The following is a 24032-nucleotide window of genomic DNA, read 5'->3' on the forward strand; positions in this document are numbered from 1 at the left end:
ACGCCTGTCCGGTCGGACTTGGGCTGGTTCTGGATCTGCTGGCGGGCGTTCGAGGTCATCGTCGGCGCTATGGCGGCGCTACGTGGGCTCCGGCCGCTCACGGCCGACCTCGTCGTCGGGACGACGATGGTCGAGGTGAAGGTCTACGCCCAGCCAACTCGGTGGCGCTGTCCGAGTTCCTCGCTCAACTCGCGGGGGCCGAGGCCGTCTCGCTGCGCGCCGAGCGGGACGCGTTCACCGCCGTTGCGTCGGACTACGTGGACCGCGCGTACTTCGCGCGTCACGGCCGGTCCCGCCCCGGCTAGCGTGCACGCCCAGGGCGACGTTCACCGCCGTACCCGGAATTCGAGGCGATTCCTCTCGACCGTGAGCGACGCGATGGTGGCCCGAAGCTGGACGTGCGAGAAGCGATGTCGCGGGCCGACCGGTACGAGCAGCTCGGCATTGACCAGTTCGTCGAGAAGCAACAGCCGCGCCGCCCGGCGACTCCGAGAACACCGGTGCGAAGAACCAGAAGGGCCCGAGGTACAGCGGGGCGGAAGCTGCACTGACGGACACGCAATAGGCAACCTCGCCGTGCCGGGCGCCGCGTTCGAGGTCCTTGGCGGAGACGCCGTCCTCGGGGTCGAGAGCGGAATCGAAGGCGGAGCCGAGGGCTGCGACCAGCCCGACGGCGATCCCGATGGTCGGTCCGACGATCAGAAGCTGCCAGCGAGGGTCCTGCCGTGACACGGCCATGCCGGTGTACACGATGACGCTGACCACTGTGCCGACGGAGGTTCCGCCGACGAGTCCGACAAGCAGCTCGCCGAGAGTAGGCCAGCGTAGGGCCACCCGGGAGGGTTGGGCTCTCAATCCTGACGCGACGCCGGTGCCCACCGTGGTTGCTGTCGTCAGGCTGGAACCGATCACGATGGCCGAGGCGGCGGGGCCGAACCCGGCCATGAGCGTCATCCCCACCCCGACGTTACACAGGGCTACCAGTGCGCTGACCGCCACCGCGAAAGGCACCCCAGGAAGGAAGGCCACCACTTCCCACCAGCCGAACCGGGCGGCATCCTGCCGCGCGGTGCCGTGTCCCGTCCCTCTGCAGTCGCGGCGCGCAGCCGTTCGAGCGAGGGGTCGTTCCGCAAGCACGCCTCGCGCAGCATCGCCGCCATCAGCGGTGTCGTGATGTGGCCGACGACATCCGCGAGGCCATCGGAGTGCTCGCTTCGCCAGCGGCGGCGGATGTCCGAGCGGCCGCCGTTTCGGCGCACGTAGTCGATCACCTCGTGGGCGTCGAGCGGCTGCAGTTCCAACGCGGTGGATCGGGACAGCAATTCGCCAGGCGCCGCCGCGGACAAGGCGCGGTAGGCGTCCTCCGTACACGTGGCGACACAGGGACGGCCCTCGACGAGGGACCGGTTGATGGATGCGAGGGCGATCGTTTGGCCGGACGGTGACAACCGGTCGAGGCTCCGGTGGTCGGCCGGGGACGCTCGTCTTCACGGGTGGGTTGAATTCCCGGTCAGGCTGCCTTCAGTGCTGCGGCGAGGGCGTCCAGCCAGTTCGCGGTTCCCCGTTCACGCCACGCCGGGTCCTCATGGCCGTCGAGGAAGCTGTCCTGCTCGATGAGCAGCAGCCGGGTGCCCTCGCCGTCGGGGAAGAACTGCACGGTCGTGAGGGACACGGTCACCGGACGGTCGCCGTCGGCCAGCGCGGAGCTGTAGACGATTCGTTCGCCCGGGACGATGTCGTGATAGGTCGAGGTAAACGTCAGCGCCTCGGAACGGTTCGCCTCGCGACCGCCGATCCGGAAGTCGAGCTCGTAGTGGTCGGCGGTGGGCGCGAACCACTCGCGTTTGGTCGCGGGGTCCGCCCAGGCCGCGAACGCCGTGGTGGGCGGGACCGGGTAGTCGCGTTCCAGGGTGAAGGTCGACGTGATCACCGAGCGGTCAGTCATTGTCGTCTCCTGACTTGTTGAGGATGTCGCCGAGGCGGTCGAAGTTCCGCTCCCAGCCGGTTCGTTGCCGAGCGATCCAGTCTTCGGTCGTGCGCAGTGCGCCGGGCTCGATCCGGCAGGTACGCACCCGTCCGGATTTCTCCGAGACGACCAGTCCCGCCTCGATCAGGACCTGCAGGTGCTGGAGAACCGCGGAGAGCGACATGCCGAACGGGCGCGCGAGGTCACTGACCGCGGCTGGACCCTCGACGAGTCGCTCGACGATCGCCCGGCGGGTGCCGTCGGCGAGGGCCTGGAACAGGCGATCGAGCGGATCCTGACGGTTAAGCATGCACTTCACTTTAGCGCGTGCGCTGCCTATGGTGAAGCGATTACTTAACTTTTCTAGGAGGCGCGGTGGAGTCGTCCCAGCGGACAGTCCTTCGAGCGGGTCGTCGTGAATGGGTCGGTCTGGCGGTACTGGCCCTGCCGACGTTGCTGCTCGCGTTGGACTTCAGTGTCTTGTTCCTGGTGCTGCCGCGGCTCAGCGCGGACCTGCACCCCAGTGCGGTCCAACTGCTGTGGATCACCGACGCCTACGGGTTCTTGATCGCGGGCTTCCTGATCACGATGGGAACACTCGGGGACCGCATCGGACGGCGACGTCTGCTACTCCTGGGCGCGGTGCTCTTCGCCGGCGCCTCGGTCTTCGCCGCCTACTCGACCGGCCCACTGATGCTCGTCGCTGCCCGGGCGCTGATGGGCGTCGCCGCAGCCACCCTGATGCCGTCGACATTGGCGCTGATCAGCACGCTGTTCGCTGATCCGGCCCAGCGAGCCCGCGCGATCTCGGTCTGGGTCGCGTGCTTCATGGGCGGCGCAGCCCTCGGCCCGATCGTCGGCGGCGCGTTACTGACGACGTTCTGGTGGGGATCGGTCTTCCTGCTCGGCGTCCCGGTGATGGTGCTGCTCCTGGTCACCGCCCCGTTCGTTCTGCCGGAGCATCGTTCGCAGAAGGTTGGCCGGATCGACGCGATCAGTGTGCTGCTCTCGCTCGGCGCCGTGCTCCCGACTGTCTACGGGATCAAGGAATTGGCCGGTACGGGCGGGCTGCTGCCAGCCTTCACCGCGCTCGCCGTCGGGGGAGCCGCGGGATCGGCGTTCGTCCGCCGCCAGCGTCGGCTGTCCGAGCCTTTGGTGGATGTCCGGCTGTTCCGCAGCCGGGCGTTCTCCGGTGGGGTGGTGGGGATGACGCTGAACAGCGCGATCATGGGCGGGACGGCGCTACTGATCAATCTCCACCTGCAGACAGCGGTTGGCCTGTCACCGTCGGAGGCGGCGCTGTGGTTGGCCCCGGGCGCACTGGCGATCGTGGTCAGCTCACTCGCCGCGCCTCTGCTCGTCCGTCGCCTCCAGCCGGCCGACGTGATCGCCGGTGGCATGGCGGTTGCCGCAGTCGGGTATCTCTTGCTCAGCCGTGCCGACGCAGCCGGGCCGATCCTCGCCGCGAACGTCCTCATCGGCCTCGGCGCGGGTCCGATCACCGCCCTGGTTACCGACCTGATCGTCGGCTCCGTGCCGGCCACCGAGGCCGGCTCCGCAGCGGCGATCTCCGAGACGGGCGGCGATCTCGGCATCGCGCTCGGGGTCGCTGTCCTGGGCAGCCTGGGCACCACGATCTACACGGGAGCAGCCGGCCTGACCGCCGCCGGATTCCTCGCCGCGGCCCTCGCGGTCATGATCGGCGTGCTGGCAATCACCACCCTGCGATCGTCTGCGCCCAACAGACCGACGGCTTGACCTCCCTTCGGTTGCGCTGAGGGCCGCCCCGCCGGAGGTTCGAGATCGCTTCATCCTGCGGTAGGTAGGTGTCGGTGGCGGATCAGGGCGCAGGCGAGTTGGAGTAGGCCAGGTGGAGGTCGGCGCGGCGTTCCCAGCGGGTGCGTAGCCGTTTGACGCCGTGCAGTCAGGCGAGGCCGCGTTCGACGACCCAGCGGACCTTTCCCAGACCGGAGCCGTGGGGTGTGCCGCGCCGGGCGATCCGGGGCCGGCGGACCACGTGTCTGGCTGATCGAACGCCTCTCCGAGCATCTGCACTCCGTGCCGCGCGGTGACCTCTCACGTCCGTCGGGCCGCTACCGTCCGGCGCGGTGGGCGATCATCTCGGCGCTGGCCCCGGAGAGCGCGTCGGAGGGCCCGACTCCGGTTCCACCGTGGCCGCTCGGGCCGCTCGGGCCGCCCTCGGCGGGCCGGCGGGCCGCCTGCGTCGTGGTGGCCGGAGCGGACGCTGACGCCGCTGCGCGACTCGTCGGCTCGGCACCCTGGGAAAGACAGTGGCGCCACGGCCCGACCCTGTACCAGGTCCGGTGTCCGGGTCCGGCACGGCTCCCTTGCGGCGAGAACCGCCAGATCAACAACGCCGCCCGTCCGACGTCGTCTATCGCACCGTGACAGGGTGTTCACGAGGCCCGAGGGGTAGCGGCTGATGGCGCGCTTGGATGGGCGTTCGGGGTTCAGAGCGCGGCGAGTGCTTGCGTGATGTTCCATTGGGCCAGGTCGATCATCCATTGCCGGTTCGGATAGTCCGTGTCGGCGATCCGCAATGGTCCTTCGATCAGCGACAGGATTTGCGCGTATCGGTAGAGCTCCAGTCGGTGGGGGTCCAGGTCGACCGGGCGCAAGGCCGGGTACGTGTCGCCGAAGCGCATGCGCAGCCAGGCGTGGTCCCACTCGGCGTCGAAATACGCGAGGCCTTCGATGTCGATCAGGGCGGATTCGCCGGCTGGGGTGACGAGGACGTGATCGGGTCCGAGTTCACCGTGGACCAGGACGTAGTCCTGGCGGGCCTCGACTGCGCCGCGCAGGTGATGAAGGTGATCGGCGATGCGTTGATGGGCGGCGGCGATCCGTGCGTCGCGCGGTGCGGCTGCGTGGAGGTGCCCGAGTGCCCGGTCGACGATGATGTCCTCGGTGCGGCGTTCCTGGGACGCCTCGCTCCGCGTGAGGGAAGCGAGTTTGCCGTAGTGCGGCCCGCGGGTGGTGTGTAGGCGGCGCAGGGCGTCGCCCAGGCGGGAGAGCGGTGCGGCGGCAGCGGCCGGATCGTGGTCGATCAGCGTTTCGAGGGTCGTGGCGCCGGCGTCCTCTACCAGCGCGATGTCGGCGTCGAGGTAGCGGTGGTCGCGGTCGAGCATCAACAGCCGCGGGGTGGGCACTCCGGCCGCGGTGAGGGCGGCATGGCCGGCGGCGAACAGCTCCGCGCCGGACGCGTCGGTGAAGGGGTCGTCGGGGACGTTTGGTGCGGACGGCCAGTAGTTCTCGCTTTCCGACCAGACGTAGAGGATCACCGTCGTCTGGTCGTCCAGCCGAAGCCGGTAGACACCTTTCTTGCTTCCGCCGGTCAGGCGATCCATGGTGTTGAGCCGACGGTCGACACCGAACTGGTCTGCCACCACGTCGTGCACGTCGTCCGGCCGCAAGAATGCTCGTGTCATGGCCTCCATTCTCGGCTTGGTAGGCCGGTAGCCCGATACCCGCCCTGCGGCGTTTCGGGGGTCTGGAGTCCCCGACTGTCCCGGCCCAGGAGGTCGCGTCGTGAGCATGCAGCTGATCGGGCGACGGCTCTCGAGCGCCGAGGCGCGGGTGCTGCTGGACGATCCGACGACGGTAGAGACGTTGCTCTACGGCGACCCAGACGATGACGAGATGGTTCAACCCGAGCTGGATCTCGGCAAGAACTGGCACGCCCTCCACTACATACTCAACGGCTCGGCTTGGGGCATCGGTGAGGGTGCCGGCGCGGCGATCCTCGGGGGTGTCGAAGTCGGTGAGGACAACAGTTAGCCGAATTGCGCTGGTTCTATCGGGCTGCGGGTGAACACGGTCAAGCGGTGCTGCTGGCCATCTGTTGATGCTTCGGTACTCGAAGATCGCGCTGGCCGGCTCCAGCCGGGCGCTCCGTGATCGGGATGTATGACCAGCCCGGGCGCTGAGTCGCCCGGCAATCGATCGACCAGCCGACGACGCGGCGTGAGGTCGCAGGATGCTCACGCCGTGCACGTCGGCATCGTGGGCGGCAGCTTCAGGTTGATCAGGTAGTCCGCGGCGATCCTCTCGACGCACGTGTTCTTCCCGGACGAGACGACCGTGTGCCCCTCGCCCTTCACGGTCAGCAGGGCACTTCCCAAGGTGTCGGCGAGGCTGATCGCGCCGGTGTGCGGGGTGGTGGGGTCACCGGTGATCGACACGACGAGCGTGTCCGGCAGTCCGGCGATGTTCTGGGCATAGGGGATGCCGAGCGTCGGCTGGGCCGGCCAGAACTCGCAGCCGTCGCGTGCGCCCCTGGCCGCCTCCGCGGGATCTCCGCCGGGGAACATGAAGGGGGCGACCTCGTATGTCCGGATGCGCAACCGAACCGCTTCCTCCGGCGTGAGGCGTTGCTCATCCATGCAGTTGATCGCGTAGAGCGCTTCGGTGACGTTGCCGTTGACCGCGGTGTCGGCCTCCCCGCCCTCGATGTCGCGCAGCAGCTGCAGCAGCGTGTCCCCGCGTCCTTGCCGCACCTGCGCGAGGCCGCTCGTGACGCTGGGCCAGAGCTGGGGTGCGTACAAACCGGCCATCACGCCCCCGAGCGCACCGTCGAAGTCGAGCTCCTGGTCGAGCGCGGGAATGGGCTTGTCCCGTAGCGGCTGGATGATGGCCTGGAAGGTCGACGTCCATGCCTTCGGGTCGGTTCCCAGCGGGCACGAGGCGGCTGCGGCGCAGGCGGCCGCCATCGCGTCGAATGCCTGCTGGAATCCCCGGTACGCCGCGAGCCGGCGATCGACCGTTCCCAGGGTGGGGTCGAACGCCCCGTCGAGAACCATCGCTCGCACCCGCTGCGGGAACTGCTCTGCGTACACCGCTCCGAGGCGGGTGCCGTAGCTCTGGCCGAGGAAGGTCAGCTTGTCGTCACCGAGTGCTGCTCGCAGCACGTCCATGTCCCGGGCGGTCGTGCGCGACCCCATCTGGATGAGCGCTTTCGCGCCCCCGGATCCCTCGGTGCAGCGTTCCGCCACCGCGCGCGTGTCCTCCTCCGTCAGGGCGACGTTCGTCGGCAGCAGTGGGAACACCGTGTCGCCCCGGGTCGTGCCGTCCTCGGAGTAGCAGTCGGCCGCCGGCTTGGTGGCGCCGACGCCACGCGGGTCGAAGCTGACGACGTCGAAGGTCTCGGTGATCGGGCTCTTGGCCAGCGCGCGAGCGACAGCCAACCCACCGAGGACGCCGGAACCACCGGGGCCACCGGGATTGAAAACCAGCGAGCCCTGCGCCTGCTTGCGCGCCGCGACCCGCAGGACCGCGACGGACGCGGTGGCGCCGCCCGGATCGTCGTAATCGAGCGGTACGGTCAGCGACGCGCATCGGGCGGCCGGGTCCGCGAGGAGTTCAGCCTCCCGCTTGCTGGTGGCGAAGGCGTTGCACCCCGTCCACCGCAGCGTCTGGTCATAGAACTTGCCGAGGCCGACGTCGGACGAGCGCGCATCCGACTCGGATTCCTCCGGTGAGCACGCCAAGAGCGAGACGGCGCACAGCAGCATGCTGAGGTTGATCACGACGAAGCGCCGGAGAGTGGTGCGGTTCATCAGCCCAGCTGAAACCGTGTCCACGGAACCAGGTCAAGCAGCGTCTTTTTGTACCGATCGGATCAGAGGTGTTAGCGTCCCGACGTGGCGTGGAGCACCCGTGAGCTAGCGGAACTTGCCGGCACCACGGTGAACACCATCCGCCACTACCACCGACTCGGCTTGCTGGAGGAGCCGGAGCGCCGGTACAACGGGTACAAGCAGTACGGCGTCGAGCATCTGATCTGCCTGCTCCGGATCCGACGGCTCGTGGAGCTGGGAGTGCCGCTCGCGCAGATCGGCGAGGTCCGCACCAACGGAGCTATCGCCCCGGACGTGCTGCGTCAGGTCGACGCCGAACTCGCTGCGGAGGCCGAGCGCCTGCGGCGAGCCCGCTCGGACATCGCCACCATCCTGTCCACCGGTGCGTCGGCTGACACGCCGTCCGGGTTCGAGTCCGTCGCGTCACGCCTGTCTGAGGCGGACAAGTCACTCATTCATGTTCACACGCGCCTGTACGACGAGGACGCGATGAAAGACCTGCAAAGGATGGCGGAAGCCGACGAGGATCCCACCAACGGGGAGTTCGACGCTCTCTCGCCCGAGGCGGATGACGCGACTCGCCAGCGCCTGGCCGAGAGGATCGCGCCGGTCCTCGTGCGGCACCTGGCCGACTACCCTTGGTTGAGCGATGCGACGGGTCGCACGTCCATGGATGAGCGGGCCACGCGGGAGACGTTCATCGACGCCGTGGCCAACCTGTACAACCCCGCGCAGCTCGACGTGATGGGCCGGGCCGGCGTCCTCGCGCAGGAGCAGCTGCGCGCCGCGCGCGAGACGCCCCCCGACGACGTCACGGCCGCCGGCTGAGCATCAGCGGATCAACGGCGTATCCAGCCGCGACGTCGACCGCGGAGCCCAGGTCTCAGGTACGGCACGCGTTGTCGCAGAACGGCCGCTTCGCCGATCGGCCGCACGCGCACAACGCCATCCGGTTCTGCCGGTGAGACGGCTGGAGCGGCTCGGTCAGCACCAGGTTGCCGTGCAGCAGGATCGGTCCGCTCTCCACGGCGGTGACGACGGTCGGGTCGGGCGGCACTTCCTCGGCCCCGTCACGGCGGGAGTACTGCAGCGCGCCGCTAGGGCAGCGTTCCACGACATCGGCCACGACGGCGGCGTCGGCGTTGTCCGGGCTGATCCACGGCCGGGCGGTCACGTCGAAAACCTCGGGCAGCCCACGCACGCATTCGGCGAAGTGCAGGCAGCGGCCACCGTCGAACGTGACCGCGATGTCGGAACCCTGGTACGACTTCGGTCCCGGCTCAGTCACCGTGCTCGCCCAGCACGACTCGGTCGGCCTGGCCGCCGCTGCGAGTCAGATCTTGGTACTCCGGGTGATTCCGGATGTACTTCGCGAAGAAGGGGCATGCCGGCACCACACGCAGGCCTCGCCCGCGGACGTCGTCGAGCGCTCGTTGGGCCAGCCGGCTGCCCAGGCCCCGTCCTTCGTACGCGACCGCCACCTCGGTGTGGATGAAGACGATCCGTTGCCCGTCGAGGTAGTACACGGCGAAGCCCGCGAGGTCGTCGTTCACCGTGACCTCGTAGCGGTGCTGAGCAGGGTTGTCGTGCACGTGGACGTTGTCGCTCACCAGAATTCCTTTCGGCTCGGCCGGCACGTTCGTGCGTCAGCGGAGATCGATGACGGCCTTGCCGTGGAGGGTGCCGCGGCGCAGGGCAGTGATCGCATCATGAACGTGCTGCCACGATCCGCGCCAGTTGATGGACGGCAGTAAGGCACCGCGCGTCAGCTGTTCGCTGAGCCAGGTGAAGTCGGGCCCCAGCGGAGTGCCGTCGAACTGGTGGAAGCTGACGATGGTGCGGTTCTGCCCCGGGCCGGCCATCAAGGCGCCTCGTGGGAACGATTCCGCTCCGGTGGCGAGGTGCCCGAGCGCGATGAGTACGCCGCCGTTGTCCAGCCGGTCGAAGGCGCGTACGAGGAGCGGGCCGCCGACGGTGTCGATGACGGTGTGCACGGGGTCGGGACAGTCGGCCGGATCGGCGATGACGGCGTCGGCGCCGAGGCCGCGGAGCTCGTCGGCGAATTCATCCGGGTATCTGGTCACCGCGACCGGCTGAGCGCCGGCCATGCGCGCGAGCTGGATCGCATAGCGGCCGACGCCGCCGGTGGCGCCGGTGATCATGATGCGTCGGCCCAGGGTCGGGCCGCTCCGGCGGAGAGCGCGCAGCGCGCTGTTGGCCGCCACCGGAACCGTGCTGATCGCTGCGAGGTCGGCACCCTTCGGAGCGGTGCCCAGCATGCCGACGTCGACGGCGCGGTATTCCGCCCAGGCGCCGGTGACGCCGAAGGTGGTGACCGGGGTGCCCACGGCAGGACCGGATCCGTCGCCGGCCGCCTCGATGACGTAGCCGGCCGCTTCCCACCCGGGAACGTCGCCGTCGCCCATGTCGATCGCGGTAGCGAGGTCACCGTTGTTCAGCGCGAACGCGCCCACCTCGACCAGTACCTCGCCCGGGCCGCGCGTCGGGGGCGGGACGTCGCCCAGCCGCAGTCCCGAGGGCTGGGCGTGATCGACGATCAGCGCACGCATGCAGATCCCCATCAGTTCGACGTCCGCGGTGTGGCGGCCCGCCTTCCGCTCCGACCCAGCTGACACCCTGTGGCCGGAACACAGTCAAACGCGCGCCCGGTCGGGTTCCCCGGTGAGGCAGCTCCGCCAGGATCATCACCGCCACCTCCGTCAGCGTCTCCGCAGTGCCGGTGTCCTCACGAACACACAGACGATCCGCCGCCAGCGGCACGGTGGTGCCCTGAATCAGCAGGGTCAGGACAATGATCGCGACCGCCGCGGTACCTCGTCCGACCTCCGCGAGGTGCTCCCCACCGTCGAGGGAATGGCTGCGCTCGACCGCTCTTCGCGTCTGGTCCCGAGCCGCCACCGGCGCGGGACACGGCGAGATCGACGTCGACGGCCTGCGGATCCGAGTCGCATTCCACCCGCGACGTCGGCCGCGAGGACGAGGTCGACCAGGCTCTGCGCGTCCGCTACGGCCACGACTCCGGCCTCCGTCGGATGACGAGCTCGCCGGCGCGCGAGGCCACCCTCCGGGTGGCTCCACTCGTCTGGGCCCGGTGGATCGTTGACCCTGTTCCGGCCACACGGTGTGGCCTGTGGCCGTGCACAGCGAAGCGGACTGCGTAGTCGTCGGAGGGCGCCGCACCGCCGTTCGACACCGCCACGGACGCGGCGGTGTCGAATCGGGACCTGGGCGGCTCGATCCGGGCCACGACGGGGTGCCGGCGCGGATGGGCGGCGCAGCGGTGGGGCTCCACCCGCTCTCGCCGACCAGCGCCGGCCCCGGTCACGCCCACGCTGCCGAGCGGCAACACGGCCGCGCCGATCATGGCGATCGGCTGGAGCGCGGCCGACCTCATCCAGAACGGAGTCTCCGGTGACGATCGTCGATGTGCTCGACGACCTCGCGCGAGTGGCCGCTGCCACCACCCCCGACCAGTACGCGCTCGCGACCCCCTCCGCGGGCCTCGACGTGCTGGCCTTGCGGCGGCACCTCACCGGCGGCCTGATCTACTTCGAAGCCGCCTTCCGCAACCCCCGCGCCGCGAACAACGGCGCCGACCCGCACACCTACTCGGGCCCCGACGACCTCGAGGCCGTTCTGGCGCGGCTCTCCGGGACCCTGCGTGAGGCCTTGGACGCCGGGGCGACCGCCGCCCAGGCGCTTGCGTTCTACGGATGACCATCAAGCCGGAGTGGCGCGGGCCGGGCATGGCGTTCGGCTACGAGGTGACGGTCGGGGACGACGCGCCGGTGATGGACCGGGTTGTCGCGTTCGCCGGGCGAGCCCCGAAGTGGACGCACGAAACGGCTCGATAGGTCCCATTCCCGAGGACTCGGTCCGCGCCGGGCACGCTGTGGGTAGAGACCAACGGCGTCCATCGGGCGCCGGGTCATCGTCCAGAACGCCGGCCTTTTGTCGCCGCCTCAGGCGCCGAAACCATGTGCTAGGAACCGACTTTGCTGTGCCATTCTCGCGATCTGTATCGCCTACTTGGATAGGTCAGCGAATCGTCATGAAGAACTTGGCCATTCTCGTCGCCGCACTTCTTTTGGCGGCTGGGGCGCCGGCGTCAGCGACCGCTGCACCGGCGGCCCCCACACCCCCGGTCCCGAAAATCTCCTGGAAGAGTTGCGGCTCGGCGCCCGCGCTCGCCGATTTCCAATGTGCCCAGGTGGAAGTGCCCACCGACTACGACGACCCGCGCGCAGGCACCACGACTCTGGCGGTCACCCGGTTACCGGCCACGGACAAGGCGAAGCGGATCGGCTCGCTGTTCACCAACCCGGGCGGCCCAGGCGTGCCCGGCGTCAGCTTCGTCCAGATCGTCGGCAAGCTCGCGTGGACGCCCGCGGTCCGGGCGCGCTTCGACATCATCGGCTTCGACCCGCGCGGCGTCGGCGCGTCCGATCCGGTCACGTGCTTCACGACATCGCAGAAGGAGTTGGCGTTCTTCGCCGACGATCCGGTGTTCCCGATGACCGGGAAAGAGGTGCAGCAGAAGTTCGCGACCGCGAAGAAGCTCGCCGCCGCCTGCCGGGACCGGTCCGGCGACCGGTACGCGCACGGCTCCACGGCGAACGTTGCCCGTGACCTGGACCTGCTCCGGCGGGCGGTCGGGGACGAGAAGCTGACCTATCACGGCTACTCGTACGGCACCTTCCTGGGCGCCACGTACGCGAAGCTGTTCCCCGGCGACGTGCGTGCACTGGTGCTCGACGGTGCGGTCGATCCTGCGGCCTACACCGGTTCCAACGGGGACCGTCGTCCGCTCGCGGTGCGGCTCGGCTCACACCTCGGTGGCGACGAAACCATCGACCAGTTCTACAAGAAGTGCCGCGAGGCGGCGTGTGCACTGGCCGAAGTCGGCGATCCGGAGCAGGTGACCGAGCGCGTGCTCGCCGGCTTGACGAAGCGGCCGATCCGGAACGTCCTGCCCAACGGCACGACGTTCGAGGTCTCGTACGACGACGCGGTCCAGCTGATCCACTCGGCGCTGTCCTCGTCGGCGTCGTGGCCGCAACTCGCCACGCTGCTGACCGTATACGCGAAGGTGCAGGCCGAGGGCAAGACATCGGTCACGCTGACCGTGGCCCAGGCGCCGAGCGAGTTGCTCGCCATGTCGCCGCGGCCGGAGGAGTACACGTCCGGAGCGCCGAGTTTCGGCGTCTGCTCGGAGACCGCGCCGGCCGGAGGCTTGCGCAAGCTGCCCCGACTCGCCGAGGAGGCCGAGGCCGAGGCGCCGCACTTCGGGCGCAACCGGGCGTGGAACAGCACGATGTGCGAGACCTGGACCGTGCGTGACCGCGATGCGTTCACCGGCCCGTGGGATCAGGCCGTCAAGGCGCCCGTGCTGGTGGTCGGCACCCGATGGGACCCCGCCACCCCGTACCGGTACACCCGGACGGCCGCCGACTACTTCCCGGACGGCCGGGTGCTGACCGTCGACGCCTGGGGTCACACGTCGCTGGCCAAGAGCGCCTGCGCCGACACGGCGATCGAGCGCTACCTCGTCAGCGCTGAGGCGACCGACGGCACGGTGTGCGCCGCCAACGGCGGCCCGTTCGACCCCCGACCGGCGAAATAGCCGCCTCGGGCGAGCACGCGCTCGAGCGCCGATCGAACCGCGGTGCGCCGGGTGGCAACGTCGAAGGCGTCCGGATCAACCGCCGCCAGCGGGTTCAGCCCTTCGACCAACACGACCAACCCCTTGGCGAGGTCGGTCACCCGCCGCACCGCTCCGCGCCGGGGCCTGTCGGGTGGTGCGGGAAGCGTTGACACGCGCCGGGACGGCCGACCGTGGTGCGGGTCGATGCCTTCCGCGCAGGTCGGCGAATTCCCGGTGGGGACAGGCTCGTCGAAGCCATCAACGCGCACGACATCGATTCGGCTACCGGGGCTTCCGTCGAGTCGGAGGATGAATTCTGGTGCGAATCCCGTATGCCGGGTGTCCTCGCCGGACAGGGCTGAACTCGCGGTGCGACCGGCTTGACCCGGTGGCGGGAACATGGTTTCGACTGGCGCCGAGGAAAGGACTCCGCGCCATGCCGGAACGACGAGGGAACGCGTGTTTCGGCGCCGCGCCGGCCGGGCGGCTGACGGGGGAGCGGTGCTGATGTTCGACGACCTCCGGCAACGCATGGCCGCGAAGCGTGTCCGTCCCGGCGACGGTCGGCCGCTGGAGAGATTCCGCTGGTGGCAGTTGTTCACCGGGCGCAAGCTCTTCTCGCTTCAGGTCGGCGAGACCGCCTACGCCGTGGACGTGCGCCTCACCGGCAAGCAGGCGGGTGACGACGGGATGGCGCACCTGTTCGTCAACGGCCGGCACCAGGCCCGGTCGCGGATGCCCGCCGCCTTTCCGGTCGCCGGCGGCACGATCCAGGTAGCGCAGTCGACCGTGGGCCTCAAGCGCGCCCATTACGTGACGACCCAGGGCGGGGAATACCTCCTGACGCCCGATCCGAGGTCGGTGATCGGCCGCCGGCTGCGCTTCGCCCGCGAGCACCGGGTCCTGAGCCGCTGGATCGCCGCGTTCTCGGTGGTGGCGCTCGTCTGCGGCCTCGGAATCAACCTTGTGCAGCTGCTCGAGCCGATCCTGGGGGTCCCGCCGATCGTCGAGCGGTTCGGGCGCTTCGAGTCGCCGATCGACCTGCCCGTGTGGGTCAACGTCGCGCTCGGCGCCGCGGCCACGCTGGGGGCCGTCGAACGCAGTTGGCGGTTGCGTCACAACTGGTTGGACAGCCTGGGCACGTGATCTGACGGAGCGTCTGCCGCGCTATTGGCGCTGCTCCCGGCGGAACAGTCGCAATGCGAGCGCGATCGCCACCACGACCCAGGCAACGGTAGGAATCAGCAGCGCAAGCTCCTCGGTGCCGGTGATGCCGCCCACCCAGTTGGCCACCGCGATCATCCCGAGGCTGATCTGCGGCGTGGTCACCTGGGCCTGCTCGGGTGTCCGGGGCCGTCAACCTGACCGGCAGCGTCAGGCCGGTCAGGATGGCCAGCTGCGGTCGGCGCGCTGCTGCGCCTCCTCCCGGTAGTGCGTCGTCAGGATGACTGTCGATCCGTCGCGGCGAAGTTTCTCACGGCCTCCCCACAGCGCGTCGCGCGACTGGATGCCCAACCCGGTCGTGGGTTCGTCGAGGAAGATCAGCTCCGGTTGCCCGTACACAGCGGTAGCGAAGTCGAACCGGCTTTTCTCGCCACCGGACAGTGGCCCCGCCCGGGTCGTCTCCTTGTGGGTGAGGCCGACGACGTCCAGGACGCGATCGATCGGGTCCGAAGTGCTCACGTTTCCGTCGATCTGCGTCCATCGTGGCTCCAAGACGCCGAACCACCTGCACGGGCTTCCCGGGGGAGGTCGCGCGGCGTCACGCTGCGGAGCGACCTCGGCTCAGTAGAAACGTCGTTCTCGCCACACGGTCCAGCCCGCGACGGCGACGTTGCCGACGATGGCCTCGGTGACGGTGCGGGCGATTGCGTCGGCGGTGGTTGCGGCTCCCCAGTTGCCTCGCTGGAGCGTCTGCGCGCGGGCGACGACCGGGGGAGTCCACGGAATCTCCGGGTCGAATTGCGGAAGCGTGCCGCTGCCCGACAACAGTGCGACCAGTGCGGCGGCCCGCGGCTGCGGGTCCGCGCCGTCGACGAGTACCGCTCGGACCTCGGCGACCAGCCGACCCCGACGCCCGGAACCGCCGGGCCTGACGACGAACGCCCCGGCCCGGCCGCACCGGCGCAGGTCGCCGCGCCGGACGAGCCGGTCGAGCACCGCGGCTCGCACCGTGGAACCGATCACGGCGAGCGCAGCCTGGGCACCGCGGGGACCGGCGGCGATCTGGTCCCACGCGGACGACAGGATCTCGTCAGCCGGTCGACGGCCCGCGACCGCCTCCACCCGGATCGACCCGCCCCATCCGGGCAGGGGGCGGACGTGCCCGCCATGCGCGAGATCGGCGAGGACAGCTCCGGCGAGGACGTGGCCGAGCGTCGTCTCTCCGGTGAACGAACCCGAGCCCGGCCGGAAGAGCAGCAGCAGGAGATCTTCCGCGAGGGTGACGTCGACGGCGTTCACGGCGCCCCTCACCGCGCGATCCGGTCCGAGTCGAAGCAGGGGATCGCCGTGGCGAGGACGACGAGCAACGGCAGGAACACCCCGGGCGCCTCAACCGGAAGGGGCCAGAGCTCGTGGACCAGGGCGTGGATGAGGGAGACCAAGGCAGTGCTCCTCGCGGGACGAACAGCGTCGGTCCGAGTGGAAACCGCGTTCCCGGAACCGAGTCAACCCCGTGATCAGACGCGGTGCTGGTCGGCGTCCGCCAGGCGGGCACGCAGCAGTTCCGTTGCGCGGACGCTCGCGCGACCCATCACGTCGAGCTGAGCGGTGTTGTAGAGGCTGACCACCGCGTTGATGAACGTATCCCGGGTGACGTGCTCGCTCTTCGACAGGTGGGCCGCAGGATCGCTCAGCCACGGATAGTCGATGAGGTGCTGCGCCAGGACGGGTGCGAGCCGCTCGGCGAGGTCGCTCCGCGTCTCCTCGTCCGCGTCGGCCGGAAGGGACTTCAGGGCCGCGCTGACCGGGTCGGTGTCGGCCTCGATCATGCGCTGCAGGTCCTTCATCGCCTCCTCGTCGTAGAGCTGCGTGTAGACGTGGATGAGCGAGCGGTCGGCCGCGGACAGGCGCGGCCCGACCGACTCGGAGCCCGCCGGCCCGTCCGCAGGCGCACCGTCACCGAGGATGATCGCGATGTCGGAGCGCGCCCTCCGCAGGCGCTCGGCTTCCGCGGCCAGATCAGCGTCCACCTGGCGCAGCACGTTCGGGGAGAGGTCGCCGTTCGTGCTCACCGCGCCAACCTGCGAGAGCGGCACGCCCAGGTTGACGAGTCGCCGGATACGCAACAGGCGCACCAACTCCTCGACCCCGTACTGCTTGTACCCGTTGTGACGTCGCTCCGGCTCCTCGAGCAGGCCGAGCCGGTGGTAATGCCGGATGGTGTTCACCGTGGTGCCGGCGAGTTCGGCGAGCTCACGGGTGCTCCAGGCCACGTCTTCCCCTTCCTGGACGAACCGAGCACGTGGGGCGTAATCGGCGCCTGCGACCGATTTGACACTCTGTTCCCACCACAGGGTCAAGCGGCGTCGTGCTTGACCCTGTGCCTACGACACGGTCTCTACTCATTCAGTCGCGCCTGTCGAAGGGGAACGGATGGCTCAGCCCGCACAGCTCGGAGTTCCGACGCTCGCCGAAGATCTCCTGCTCCTGCTGTTCCAACCGGACTCGCGAACGATCGTCGGCGAGAACACGCTGTTCTACACCCTCGCCGGCGCGGTGCTCGCCGATCTCGCGCTCGGCGAGCACGTCCGGACCGGCGACGGCCGGGTCGGATCGACGGTCGTGCGGGTGGTCGAGGATCACCCGCCTGCGGACACCATCCTGCGCTCCGCGTGGGACTACGTTGCCGCGAAGCCCCGGGGCGTCCAGACCGTGCTCGCCGCGGTCGGACCGCCGTTACGCAGCCAGGTGCTGGAGCGGCTCGTCCTCCGCGGCGAGCTGCGCCGGGAGACCCGCAAGACGCTCGGCCTGTTCAACCGGAGCGTCCTCGAGGACGGCGGGACCGGCCACCGGGCGCGCCTCCTCGACGACGTACGGCAGGTGCTGGTCGACGGCGCGGAGCCGCAGCCGAGAGTCGCCGCGCTGGCGGCGCTGATCTCGGGGAGCGGGACGCTGCCGCAGTTCGACCCCGAGATTCCGTGGTCAACCCCGGTGATCACCCGAGCCAAGCAGCTCGAGCGAGGGAACTGGGGCGCCGGTGCCGCCGCGGAGGCCGTTACGCGTACCGTCACCGCGACGATCATCAACAGCGTGATCGTCACGGCGACCGCAACTCCCCAGCCGGGCTCGTCCTGAAGCATCGGCGGCGGCGGTCGATTCCTGGATGGACTACCAGGGTCCGATCTACTGACTGCCGGCCGGGGCCGGGGCTTGGACACTGTCGCGCAGGATGACCGCGATGTCGCAGCGGGCCCGGTGCAGCCGGTCGACCTCCGCGGCCAGGTCCGCGTCGACCTGGCGCAGGATCTTCGCCGTGAGGTGCTGGTCCGCGAGCACCTCGGCGATCTGGGAGAGCGAAGCGCCCAACCCCACCAGGCGCCGGATGCACAGAAGTCGGTTGAGGTCCTCGGCGTCGTATTGCTTGTACCCGTTGTACCGACGCTTCGGCTCCGCGAGCAGACCGAGCCGGTGGTAGTACCGGATCGTGTTCACCGTGGTGTCGGCCAGCTCGGCCAGCTCACGGGTACTCCAAGCCACGAAAGCCCCTTCCACCTGCAAAAACTTCGGTTCCGACCCGCTCGAAACGAAGCTAGCCCGCGTACTCGACGGATGCCTGAGTCAAATTGCTGCCATCTAGAGTGTTGGGCGTGAACCCGGCTGGGTCAGGTCTCGTAGGGCGAGCGGCAGAGCTGGACCGTCTGGACTCGCTTCTCGACGAAACGGCACGAAACGGTGCTGCCCTCGTTCTCTCGGGCGAGCCGGGCGTCGGCAAGACGGCGCTGCTGAACGCGGCCGCGGAGCGCGCGGTGGCACGCGGAATCCGCGCGATCCGCGGCGGCGGCGTCGAGTACGAGACGGAGATCAGCTTCGCGGGCCTGCACCAGCTCGTCAGCCCGCTCTTCCCCGAGCTGGAACGGCTGCCGGAGTCGTCGCGTGCGGCGCTGGAGGTCGCGCTCGGCGTCGGAACCGGGCTCGGGCGACCGGAGATGGCCGTCCTGCACGCCGCTCTCGCACTGTTCTGCGAGGCGGCCGCCGCGCAGCCACTGCTCTTGATCGTCGACGACCTGCACGTCCTCGATCGGGCCAGCCGATCGGTGATCAGCTTCGTCGCCCGGCGGGCCGGCGGTCACCGCGTCGGTGTGCTCGCCGCCGTCCGGACCGGTACCGACCAGTCACCGGAACGCATCCGGCTGCCGGAGATGCCCATTCTGCCGCTGGGGGACGCGGCGGCGATCCGGCTGCTGTCGGAGCGGTTCACCCACCTGTCCCGCCGGACGATCGACGGCGTAGCTCATCAGGCGCAGGGGAATCCGCTGGCCCTGCTGGAGTTCGGTGCCCTGGCCGGGGCGCCGGGGTCGCCCCGCGGTGACCACGCCCGCACCGGTACCGGTCCGGCGGAGGAGGTACGGGCGCTGTATGCCGCGCGCGTCGCCCGGCTACCCCCGACCACCCGTGAGCTGCTGCTGCTCACCGCCCTGGAAGGGACCGGGGAGCTCAGCGTCCTGGCCGCGGCCGGCGGAGCCCTCGACGCGCTCGACACCGCCGAGCGGGACCACCTGATTCGCGCCGCGCCGGACGGGCGCACGGTGCGCTTCCAACACCCGCTGGTCCGATCGGCCGTCGTCGAGCAGGCGACGCTCGAACAGCGTCGGAGTGCCCATCGACGGCTGGCCGAGGCGCTGGCCGATCAGCTCGAGCGCCGGTCCGATCACCTCTGGATGTCCGCTACGGGTCTCGACGAGTCGGTCGCGCAGATCATCGAGGCGGGGGCCCGGCAGAGCCTGCGCCGAGGCGACGCACTGGGGGCACTGTCCCGGTTCCGGCGGGCCGCGGCCCTGAGCCCGGATCGGGAGGTCGGGCGCCGCCGTCTCGCCCAGGCCGCGTACGTCGGGGCGTACATCGCCGGTCACCTCGAGCTCTCCCATCAGCTCATGCGGGAGCTGGACGACCAGCCGGACGTCAGCCGATCGCTGTCGGAGGCCGCCGCGGCCGGATACCTCTACCTGATGACCGACGGCGATGCCGCCACCGCCCACCGGCTGCTGGTCGAGGCAATCGGATCCCCCGTTCCGAACGATGCCGACCTCTCGCCGGCCCTCTTCACGCTGATGTTGACCTGTTCCTACGCGGCGCGAGCGGACTACTGGACGCCGGTGCGGGATCTGGTCGCGACGCTTCCCGCCGGGTCCGCGACCTCGCCGGCGTCGCTGGTGCGGATCCTGGAGAACCCCGGTGCGGTTCCGGACGAGCTCCTCCGGGACCTCGACGAGCAGCTGGCCCGGCTCGACGAGGTGACCGACGCCGATGTCCTCACCCGGACCGCGCTGGCCGCGTTCTACCTCGATCGCCTCGCCCGCTGCAGCGCGCCGCTGGCCCAGGCGGTCCGGGACGCGCGTGACAGCGGAACGATAGGCGGAGGACTCCCCGCGCTGGTCCTGAGCGCGTGGGACGACCTGTACGCCGGTCGGTGGAGCCAGGCCCTCGTATCCGCCGGTGAGATCGTCACGTTCGGGGAGAGCACTGGTTATCGCTTCTACAGTCAGGCGGGGCGCTACGTCACAGCGCTCGTCGCGGCCCATCGCGGTGATTCCGACGAGTGCGCGGCCCAGTGCCAGGTGCTGTTCGAGTGGGCCGGGAGCCGCGGCCTCGAACGCCTCGCGCACTGGGCCCACCTGGCACAGGCCCGGGCGGCGCTCGGCTCGTCGGACTTCGAGGCGGCCTTCGGCCACGCGTCGGCGATCACCGCACCCGGCGAGCTGCCACCGTTCGTTCTCGAAGCGCTCTCGACTGCGTTCGACCTGGTGGAGGCGGCGCTCTACTCCGGACGCAGCGACCAGGCGCTCGCGCACGCGGCGGCGGTACGGAGTGCTTCGCTCAGCCGGGTCTCGCCCCGGTTCGCGCTCGTGACCGCGGCGGTCACCGCGATGACGTCGGACCCGTCCCAGCTGGCCCGGCACTTCGACGAGGCGCTCGCGCTGCCGGGCGTCGAGCAGTGGCCGTTCGAGCTCGCACGGACGCAGCTGGTCTACGGTGAACAGCTGCGCCGCCAGGGGCTCCGAGTCGAGCCCCGGGTTCACCTCGCCGCGGCGAGGGAGCGCTTCGAGCAGCTCGGCGCGGTGTCCTGGGCGGCGCGGGCCACTGCCGAACTGCGTGCCAGCGGGGCGACGCGCACGGCCGGGTCCCGGGTCGGGGATGCGCTCACCCCGCAGGAGCTCGGCGTCGCGGAGCTCGCCGCCGCGGGACTGTCCACGAAGGAGATCGCCGCCCGCTTGGTGCTCTCGCCGCGCACGGTGTCCGCACACCTGTACCGGGCGTTCCCCAAGCTCGGCATCACGTCACGGGCTGCGTTGCGCGACGCGCTCAACGAGCGGGCGGGCGGCCGCGACACGGATCACCAGAGCGAGGGCGCCACCGGCTCGGACGGCCAGGCCGATCGGCAGGAGGCGGGCGCCGAGCCGGCCGTAGATCCGCGAGCTGACCGACGAGGCCGCGATCCGGGCCAGCGCGCCCGGGATGAGGACCGCCGCGACGGTCAGCGGGCTCCAGCGCAGCCCTTGCAGCAGGGAGATCGTCAACACGGTCGAGTGCGCGATCAGGCCTCCGAACCACAGTGATGCCACCAGGTTCCCGGCCGCGAATCCCCGGGAGGTCATCAGCGCGGGCACGAACAGGGGCATGCGGCCACGGGCGGCGTACCGGTACTCCCAGACGCCGGTCGCCGCGACCAGCAGGCCGCAGATCCCGAGAATGCTCCGGAGCCGATCGCCGTCGATACCCGGGTCGATCACCGGCAGGGTCACCAGCAGCACGAACGCGCCGACCAGGACGATCGCCGGCAGATCGAGGTCCATCCGGCCCGCCTCGCGCGTCCGGACCGGGATGAAGCGGAGCGTGAGCAGCGCGGTCGCGAGGACGAACGGCAGGCTCAGGGCCAGCACCGCCCGCCAGGCCAGTGCGTCGGGCACCACGGCCAGTAGCAGCCCGGCGGCGAGCGGCCCCACGACCGCGGCGGCCGCCCCGGCGGCGGAGTAGGCGGCCAGTGCCCGGACCCGCCGCAGGCCTCTGAAGTGGTCCTGGATGATGCCCAGCACCTGAGCGCTGATCAGCCCGGCGCCCAGCCCCTGCACGGCGCGTGCCGTGGCCGCCGACCAGTCAATACACGGACAGGAACCACTGCGCCCCGCCGGTCGGTGCACCCAGTTCGGTGGCGAGCGAGGGAACCGCGTAGTTGACGACGCCCTGATCCATCAGCGTCGCGAACCCGGCGCCGGCGCAGCAGGCGAGCACACCGAGCTCCGTGCGTCGCATCGACCCCGACAGCCCCTACGGCCGGGGAAGGTCGAGGTGCTCGCGGAGTGTGGTGCCCGTGTACTCGGTGCGGTAGATACCTCGATCCTGGAGGGCGGGCACCAGCCTGTCGACGATCTCGTCGATCGTGCCGGGGATGAGCTGCGGGATCAGGTTGAAGCCGTCGACGACGCCGTCGCCCACGAAGCGGGCCCACTCGTCGGCGACCTGGCCGGGCGTCCCGACGAAGCCCTCGTGCCGCGGGGTGACCTCGGCGACCAGGTCGCGGATGGAGAAGCCACCTGCTTCGGCCAGCACCCTCCACTGGGCGATCCGGTCGAGCTTGCCGGTCCGCCACTCGATCGGGAGCGTGCCGCGGGAGGGGTCCAACTCGCCGTCGGTGGGCTCGATGTCCGGGAGCGGGCCGTCCGGGTCGTAGTCCGAGAGGTCCTTGCCCCAGAACTGTTCGAGGAACGCGATGGCCCGCGGGCCGGTGGTCTGCTCCCGGCGGATCCACTGGGCCCGGTCGGTGGCCTCGGCCGGGGTGTCACCGAGCACCACCGAGGTTCCCGGCAGGATCCGTAACGAGTCCGGTGCGCGGCCGTATGCGGCCAGCCGGGCCCGGAGATCGTCGGCGTACGCAGCGGCCTCGTCGTAGGTGCTGTGCGCGGAGAAGACGACGTCAGCGTGGCGGGCGGCCAGGTCGCGGCCGCCCGGGGAGTCGCCGGCCTGGAAGATCACCGGACGGCTCTGTGGACTCTTCGGCGTCGTTGCGGCGGCTCGGAGGGTCACGAGATCCGTGGCGCGCTCCACGGTGTCCGGACCCGACCAGAGGGCCTTCGCCGCGTCGACGAACTGGGCGGCCCGCTCGTAGCGCCGCTCGTGGGGCAGCCAGCCGCCGTGCCGGAAGTTCTCCCCGGTCCAGGCGTTGTCGGTGGTCACGACGTTCCACCCGGCCCGGCCGCCGGAGATCAGATCGAGCGACGCCAGACGCCGGGCCAGGTCGGCCGGGTAGTTGTAGGTCGCGTTCTGAGTGGCGACCAGGCCGATCCGCTCGGTGACCCCGGCCAGCACGGCCAGTTGGGTGATCGCGTCCGGACGGCCGGCGACGTCCAGGGAGTGGACCCGGCCCCGGTTCTCTCGGACGCGCAGCCCTTCACCGAGGAAGAAGGCGTCGAACAGGCCGCGTTCGAGGGTCCGGGCGACGTGGACGAACGTGTCGATCTCGGTGTGCGGGGCGTGCGTGGGGTCGGTCCAGAGCAGCTGCGGGCCGACACCGGTGTAGAAGACGCCCAAGTGCAGAGTCCTGCTCACGACGCGGTTACCTCTCGGGAGCTGGTGGCGAAGCGGTTGATCGGGCGGGGGAGGCGCAGCGTCTCGCGCAGGGTGGCGCCTCTCAGCGGTCCGAGACCGTTCAGCTGCTCGACGAGTCCCGGCAGATCGACGTCGAGGACGGCCGGATGCAGGCGGACGCCGTCGACGTGTTCGGCGAGCCGGCGCAAGAGGTCACGGAGGGCCTCGGGTGAGCCGACGTGCCGGAGGCGGGTCGGCGGACCCCACGGCGTGCGGGCGTCCAGGGCTTCGAGACGCGTCTGCGCCGATTCGTCGGTGCCCAGGAGGACGTCGAGCTCGGCGAAGACCCGGGGTGCCCCGTCCCGCCGGGCCCGGGACACCTGACGTTCGAGGTCGATCCCGTCGACGAGGGCGATGTCCAGCTGCCCGGTGACGCCCAGGGTGTCGGCACCGAGGACGACGACCTGGCCCTGCGGGGGTCGCGGGGTGATCAGCGGCCCGATCACCGAGAACGTGTCGCCGACGAAGTTGATGTGGTGGACACGGTCGGGATCGAGGAACTGGCCGGTGGCGACGTCCTTGATGATCGCGTCGTCCTCCCAGGAGTCCCAGAGTTGCCGCCCCACCTCGATGACGTCGCGGACCTCCTCACGGAGGGCCTCCACGGCGAGCGGTTCACGGCCGACGGTGGCCAGGGCGGCGGCCGAGTTCTGCGCGCTCACGAGCCAGGCCGCCCGTCCGTGAGTGGCGATGTCGAGGCTGGCCAGCTGCGTGGCGAGGTGGAACGGCTCGGTGGTCGTGACGTGCAGGGCCGGGGCCAGACCGATCGTCTGGGTGCGGAGGGCCAGATATGCGGCACGCACCCCCGCCTCGATTCCGCCGCCGGAAGGCTGGGCCGAATCGTCCAGCGTCACGAGGGCGAACCCGGCGTCGTCGGCGAGACGCGCGACCCGGGTCAGTTCGTCCGGATCGAAGGCGGCGCCGGGCGGCCCCGCAGCCGCCGGATGGGCACCCGGTCCGCTGATTTCCACCGCCAGATGCGGATACGCCATCGTGCGTC

26 protein-coding genes and 3 pseudogenes are annotated in these 24032 nt (G+C 70.3%); 10 read left to right on the forward strand and 19 right to left on the reverse strand.

Annotated elements, in window-relative coordinates:
- Nucleotides 1–161: 161 nt before the first annotated feature.
- Nucleotides 162–305: a hypothetical protein gene (locus CRYAR_RS47270; RefSeq protein ID WP_157017771.1), complete on the forward strand. Its 144-nt coding sequence runs from the start codon at nucleotides 162–164 to the stop codon at nucleotides 303–305.
- A gap of 672 nt (nucleotides 306–977) precedes the next feature.
- Here the strand turns inward: CRYAR_RS47270 and CRYAR_RS16460 are convergent.
- The 3 genes from CRYAR_RS16460 to CRYAR_RS16470 form a co-directional block, all read right to left on the reverse strand.
- Nucleotides 978–1448: a hypothetical protein gene (locus CRYAR_RS16460; RefSeq protein WP_035851855.1), complete on the reverse strand. Its 471-nt coding sequence runs from the start codon at nucleotides 1446–1448 to the stop codon at nucleotides 978–980.
- Between the two features lie 62 nt (nucleotides 1449–1510).
- Entirely contained in the window at nucleotides 1511–1945 is a 435-nt protein-coding gene (locus tag CRYAR_RS16465) for an SRPBCC domain-containing protein (RefSeq protein WP_035851860.1), read from the reverse strand.
- Nucleotides 1938–2276 carry an ArsR/SmtB family transcription factor gene (locus CRYAR_RS16470; RefSeq protein ID WP_035863304.1) on the reverse strand — a complete coding sequence of 113 codons (339 nt, stop codon included), beginning with the start codon at nucleotides 2274–2276 and terminating at the stop codon, nucleotides 1938–1940. The genes CRYAR_RS16465 and CRYAR_RS16470 overlap by 8 nt, the downstream gene beginning before the upstream one ends.
- A 65-nt stretch (nucleotides 2277–2341) precedes the next feature.
- Here CRYAR_RS16470 and CRYAR_RS16475 point away from each other — a divergent pair, with 65 nt between their 5' ends.
- Nucleotides 2342–3724 (forward strand): MFS transporter, encoded by a 1383-nt coding sequence (locus CRYAR_RS16475; RefSeq protein WP_035851863.1) that lies wholly within the window; start codon nucleotides 2342–2344, stop codon nucleotides 3722–3724.
- Between the two features lie 50 nt (nucleotides 3725–3774).
- Here CRYAR_RS16475 and CRYAR_RS51315 read toward each other — a convergent pair.
- Nucleotides 3775–3971 (reverse strand): annotated as a pseudogene (locus CRYAR_RS51315) (IS5/IS1182 family transposase); the annotation flags it as partial.
- A 466-nt stretch (nucleotides 3972–4437) separates the two neighbouring features.
- A complete protein-coding gene (locus tag CRYAR_RS16485) occupies nucleotides 4438–5415 on the reverse strand; it encodes a phosphotransferase family protein (protein ID WP_035863315.1) in 978 nt (325 codons plus the stop codon).
- A 106-nt stretch (nucleotides 5416–5521) separates the two neighbouring features.
- Here CRYAR_RS16485 and CRYAR_RS16490 point away from each other — a divergent pair, with 106 nt between their 5' ends.
- The gene (locus tag CRYAR_RS16490) at nucleotides 5522–5764 is read left to right on the forward strand and encodes a DUF1877 family protein (protein WP_245620706.1); all 243 of its coding nucleotides are present in this window, start codon (nucleotides 5522–5524) and stop codon (nucleotides 5762–5764) included.
- Nucleotides 5765–5967: 203 nt separating this feature from the next.
- Here CRYAR_RS16490 and CRYAR_RS16495 read toward each other — a convergent pair whose 3' ends face one another.
- Nucleotides 5968–7542 (reverse strand): alpha/beta hydrolase, encoded by a 1575-nt coding sequence (locus CRYAR_RS16495; RefSeq protein ID WP_035851866.1) that lies wholly within the window; start codon nucleotides 7540–7542, stop codon nucleotides 5968–5970.
- Between the two features lie 84 nt (nucleotides 7543–7626).
- Between CRYAR_RS16495 and CRYAR_RS16500 the strand changes: the two genes are divergently transcribed.
- Entirely contained in the window at nucleotides 7627–8391 is a 765-nt protein-coding gene (locus CRYAR_RS16500; protein ID WP_035851869.1) for a MerR family transcriptional regulator, read from the forward strand.
- Nucleotides 8392–8446: 55 nt separating this feature from the next.
- On the opposite strand, the gene CRYAR_RS16505 is transcribed toward CRYAR_RS16500, so the two are convergent.
- Genes CRYAR_RS16505 through CRYAR_RS16515 form a run of 3 tightly spaced genes read right to left on the reverse strand, consistent with a single transcriptional unit; the run spans nucleotide 8447 to nucleotide 10199 of the window.
- A complete protein-coding gene (locus tag CRYAR_RS16505) occupies nucleotides 8447–8851 on the reverse strand; it encodes a (4Fe-4S)-binding protein (RefSeq protein ID WP_035851872.1) in 405 nt (134 codons plus the stop codon).
- The gene (locus tag CRYAR_RS16510) at nucleotides 8844–9173 is read right to left on the reverse strand and encodes a GNAT family N-acetyltransferase (protein ID WP_051572073.1); all 330 of its coding nucleotides are present in this window, start codon (nucleotides 9171–9173) and stop codon (nucleotides 8844–8846) included. Before CRYAR_RS16510 ends, CRYAR_RS16505 begins: the two co-directional genes overlap by 8 nt.
- A gap of 36 nt (nucleotides 9174–9209) precedes the next feature.
- On the reverse strand, nucleotides 9210–10199 hold the full coding sequence (locus CRYAR_RS16515) for a zinc-binding dehydrogenase (protein ID WP_211247490.1): 990 nt from the start codon (nucleotides 10197–10199) through the stop codon (nucleotides 9210–9212).
- A 796-nt stretch (nucleotides 10200–10995) separates the two neighbouring features.
- Between CRYAR_RS16515 and CRYAR_RS16525 the strand changes: the two genes are divergently transcribed.
- From CRYAR_RS16525 to CRYAR_RS16535, 4 genes are all read left to right on the forward strand, one after another.
- Complete coding sequence (locus CRYAR_RS16525; RefSeq protein ID WP_035851879.1) at nucleotides 10996–11301, forward strand: DinB family protein; 306 nt, start codon at nucleotides 10996–10998, stop codon at nucleotides 11299–11301.
- Nucleotides 11298–11438, forward strand: a complete 141-nt coding sequence (locus CRYAR_RS48905; protein ID WP_211247491.1) for a hypothetical protein — start codon at nucleotides 11298–11300, stop codon at nucleotides 11436–11438. Before CRYAR_RS16525 ends, CRYAR_RS48905 begins: the two co-directional genes overlap by 4 nt.
- 356 nt (nucleotides 11439–11794) lie before the next feature.
- Nucleotides 11795–13207, forward strand: a complete 1413-nt coding sequence (locus CRYAR_RS16530) for an alpha/beta hydrolase (protein WP_051570371.1) — start codon at nucleotides 11795–11797, stop codon at nucleotides 13205–13207.
- Nucleotides 13208–13735: 528 nt separating this feature from the next.
- A complete protein-coding gene (locus tag CRYAR_RS16535) occupies nucleotides 13736–14374 on the forward strand; it encodes a hypothetical protein (RefSeq protein WP_035863368.1) in 639 nt (212 codons plus the stop codon).
- 21 nt (nucleotides 14375–14395) lie between these two features.
- Here CRYAR_RS16535 and CRYAR_RS47275 read toward each other — a convergent pair whose 3' ends face one another.
- The 5 genes and pseudogenes from CRYAR_RS47275 to CRYAR_RS16550 form a co-directional block, all read right to left on the reverse strand.
- Nucleotides 14396–14557 carry a hypothetical protein gene (locus CRYAR_RS47275; protein WP_157017773.1) on the reverse strand — a complete coding sequence of 54 codons (162 nt, stop codon included), beginning with the start codon at nucleotides 14555–14557 and terminating at the stop codon, nucleotides 14396–14398.
- Between the two features lie 69 nt (nucleotides 14558–14626).
- A pseudogene (locus CRYAR_RS16540) lies at nucleotides 14627–14923 on the reverse strand (ATP-binding cassette domain-containing protein); the annotation flags it as partial.
- A gap of 90 nt (nucleotides 14924–15013) precedes the next feature.
- Nucleotides 15014–15703, reverse strand: a complete 690-nt coding sequence (locus CRYAR_RS16545) for a GOLPH3/VPS74 family protein (RefSeq protein WP_211247492.1) — start codon at nucleotides 15701–15703, stop codon at nucleotides 15014–15016.
- Nucleotides 15700–15834 (reverse strand): hypothetical protein, encoded by a 135-nt coding sequence (locus tag CRYAR_RS50195; RefSeq protein WP_281174593.1) that lies wholly within the window; start codon nucleotides 15832–15834, stop codon nucleotides 15700–15702. The genes CRYAR_RS16545 and CRYAR_RS50195 overlap by 4 nt, the downstream gene beginning before the upstream one ends.
- A gap of 75 nt (nucleotides 15835–15909) precedes the next feature.
- A complete protein-coding gene (locus CRYAR_RS16550) occupies nucleotides 15910–16665 on the reverse strand; it encodes a helix-turn-helix domain-containing protein (RefSeq protein ID WP_051570377.1) in 756 nt (251 codons plus the stop codon).
- A gap of 160 nt (nucleotides 16666–16825) precedes the next feature.
- Here CRYAR_RS16550 and CRYAR_RS16555 point away from each other — a divergent pair, with 160 nt between their 5' ends.
- Nucleotides 16826–17527 carry a GOLPH3/VPS74 family protein gene (locus CRYAR_RS16555; RefSeq protein WP_035851882.1) on the forward strand — a complete coding sequence of 234 codons (702 nt, stop codon included), beginning with the start codon at nucleotides 16826–16828 and terminating at the stop codon, nucleotides 17525–17527.
- A gap of 48 nt (nucleotides 17528–17575) precedes the next feature.
- Here CRYAR_RS16555 and CRYAR_RS16560 read toward each other — a convergent pair whose 3' ends face one another.
- Nucleotides 17576–17929 (reverse strand): MerR family transcriptional regulator, encoded by a 354-nt coding sequence (locus CRYAR_RS16560; RefSeq protein WP_051570379.1) that lies wholly within the window; start codon nucleotides 17927–17929, stop codon nucleotides 17576–17578.
- 110 nt (nucleotides 17930–18039) lie between these two features.
- Here CRYAR_RS16560 and CRYAR_RS16565 point away from each other — a divergent pair.
- Nucleotides 18040–20682: pseudogene (locus CRYAR_RS16565) on the forward strand (ATP-binding protein); the annotation flags it as partial.
- Nucleotides 20683–20727: 45 nt separating this feature from the next.
- Here the strand turns inward: CRYAR_RS16565 and CRYAR_RS49640 are convergent.
- From CRYAR_RS49640 to CRYAR_RS16580, 4 genes are read right to left on the reverse strand one after another with little or no spacing between them, the layout of a single operon-like run.
- Complete coding sequence (locus tag CRYAR_RS49640; protein WP_157017775.1) at nucleotides 20728–21519, reverse strand: MFS transporter; 792 nt, start codon at nucleotides 21517–21519, stop codon at nucleotides 20728–20730.
- Nucleotides 21520–21544: 25 nt separating this feature from the next.
- Nucleotides 21545–21700 carry a hypothetical protein gene (locus CRYAR_RS47285; RefSeq protein WP_157017777.1) on the reverse strand — a complete coding sequence of 52 codons (156 nt, stop codon included), beginning with the start codon at nucleotides 21698–21700 and terminating at the stop codon, nucleotides 21545–21547.
- A 15-nt stretch (nucleotides 21701–21715) separates the two neighbouring features.
- Entirely contained in the window at nucleotides 21716–22993 is a 1278-nt protein-coding gene (locus CRYAR_RS16575) for an LLM class flavin-dependent oxidoreductase (RefSeq protein ID WP_035851888.1), read from the reverse strand.
- Entirely contained in the window at nucleotides 22990–24024 is a 1035-nt protein-coding gene (locus CRYAR_RS16580) for an LLM class flavin-dependent oxidoreductase (protein ID WP_035851889.1), read from the reverse strand. Before CRYAR_RS16580 ends, CRYAR_RS16575 begins: the two co-directional genes overlap by 4 nt.
- Between the last annotated feature and the right edge of the window lie 8 nt (nucleotides 24025–24032).

This window comes from Cryptosporangium arvum DSM 44712 (assembly GCF_000585375.1).
GTDB classification, from domain to species: Bacteria; Actinomycetota; Actinomycetes; order Mycobacteriales; family Cryptosporangiaceae; genus Cryptosporangium; species Cryptosporangium arvum.

Bases quoted from the DNA above. Each gene is read 5' to 3' on its own strand.
- CRYAR_RS16495 (WP_035851866.1), bottom strand. From the start codon at position 7,542: ATGAACCGCACCACTCTCCGGCGCTTCGTCGTGATCAACCTCAGCATG.
- CRYAR_RS16470 (WP_035863304.1), bottom strand. From the start codon at position 2,276: ATGCTTAACCGTCAGGATCCGCTCGATCGCCTGTTCCAGGCCCTCGCC.
- CRYAR_RS16485 (WP_035863315.1), bottom strand. From the start codon at position 5,415: ATGACACGAGCATTCTTGCGGCCGGACGACGTGCACGACGTGGTGGCA.
- CRYAR_RS16535 (WP_035863368.1), top strand. From the start codon at position 13,736: ATGTTCGACGACCTCCGGCAACGCATGGCCGCGAAGCGTGTCCGTCCC.
- CRYAR_RS48905 (WP_211247491.1), top strand. From the start codon at position 11,298: ATGACCATCAAGCCGGAGTGGCGCGGGCCGGGCATGGCGTTCGGCTAC.
- CRYAR_RS47285 (WP_157017777.1), bottom strand. From the start codon at position 21,700: ATGCGACGCACGGAGCTCGGTGTGCTCGCCTGCTGCGCCGGCGCCGGG.
- CRYAR_RS16555 (WP_035851882.1), top strand. From the start codon at position 16,826: ATGGCTCAGCCCGCACAGCTCGGAGTTCCGACGCTCGCCGAAGATCTC.
- CRYAR_RS16490 (WP_245620706.1), top strand. From the start codon at position 5,522: ATGCAGCTGATCGGGCGACGGCTCTCGAGCGCCGAGGCGCGGGTGCTG.
- CRYAR_RS16580 (WP_035851889.1), bottom strand. From the start codon at position 24,024: ATGGCGTATCCGCATCTGGCGGTGGAAATCAGCGGACCGGGTGCCCAT.
- CRYAR_RS16465 (WP_035851860.1), bottom strand. From the start codon at position 1,945: ATGACTGACCGCTCGGTGATCACGTCGACCTTCACCCTGGAACGCGAC.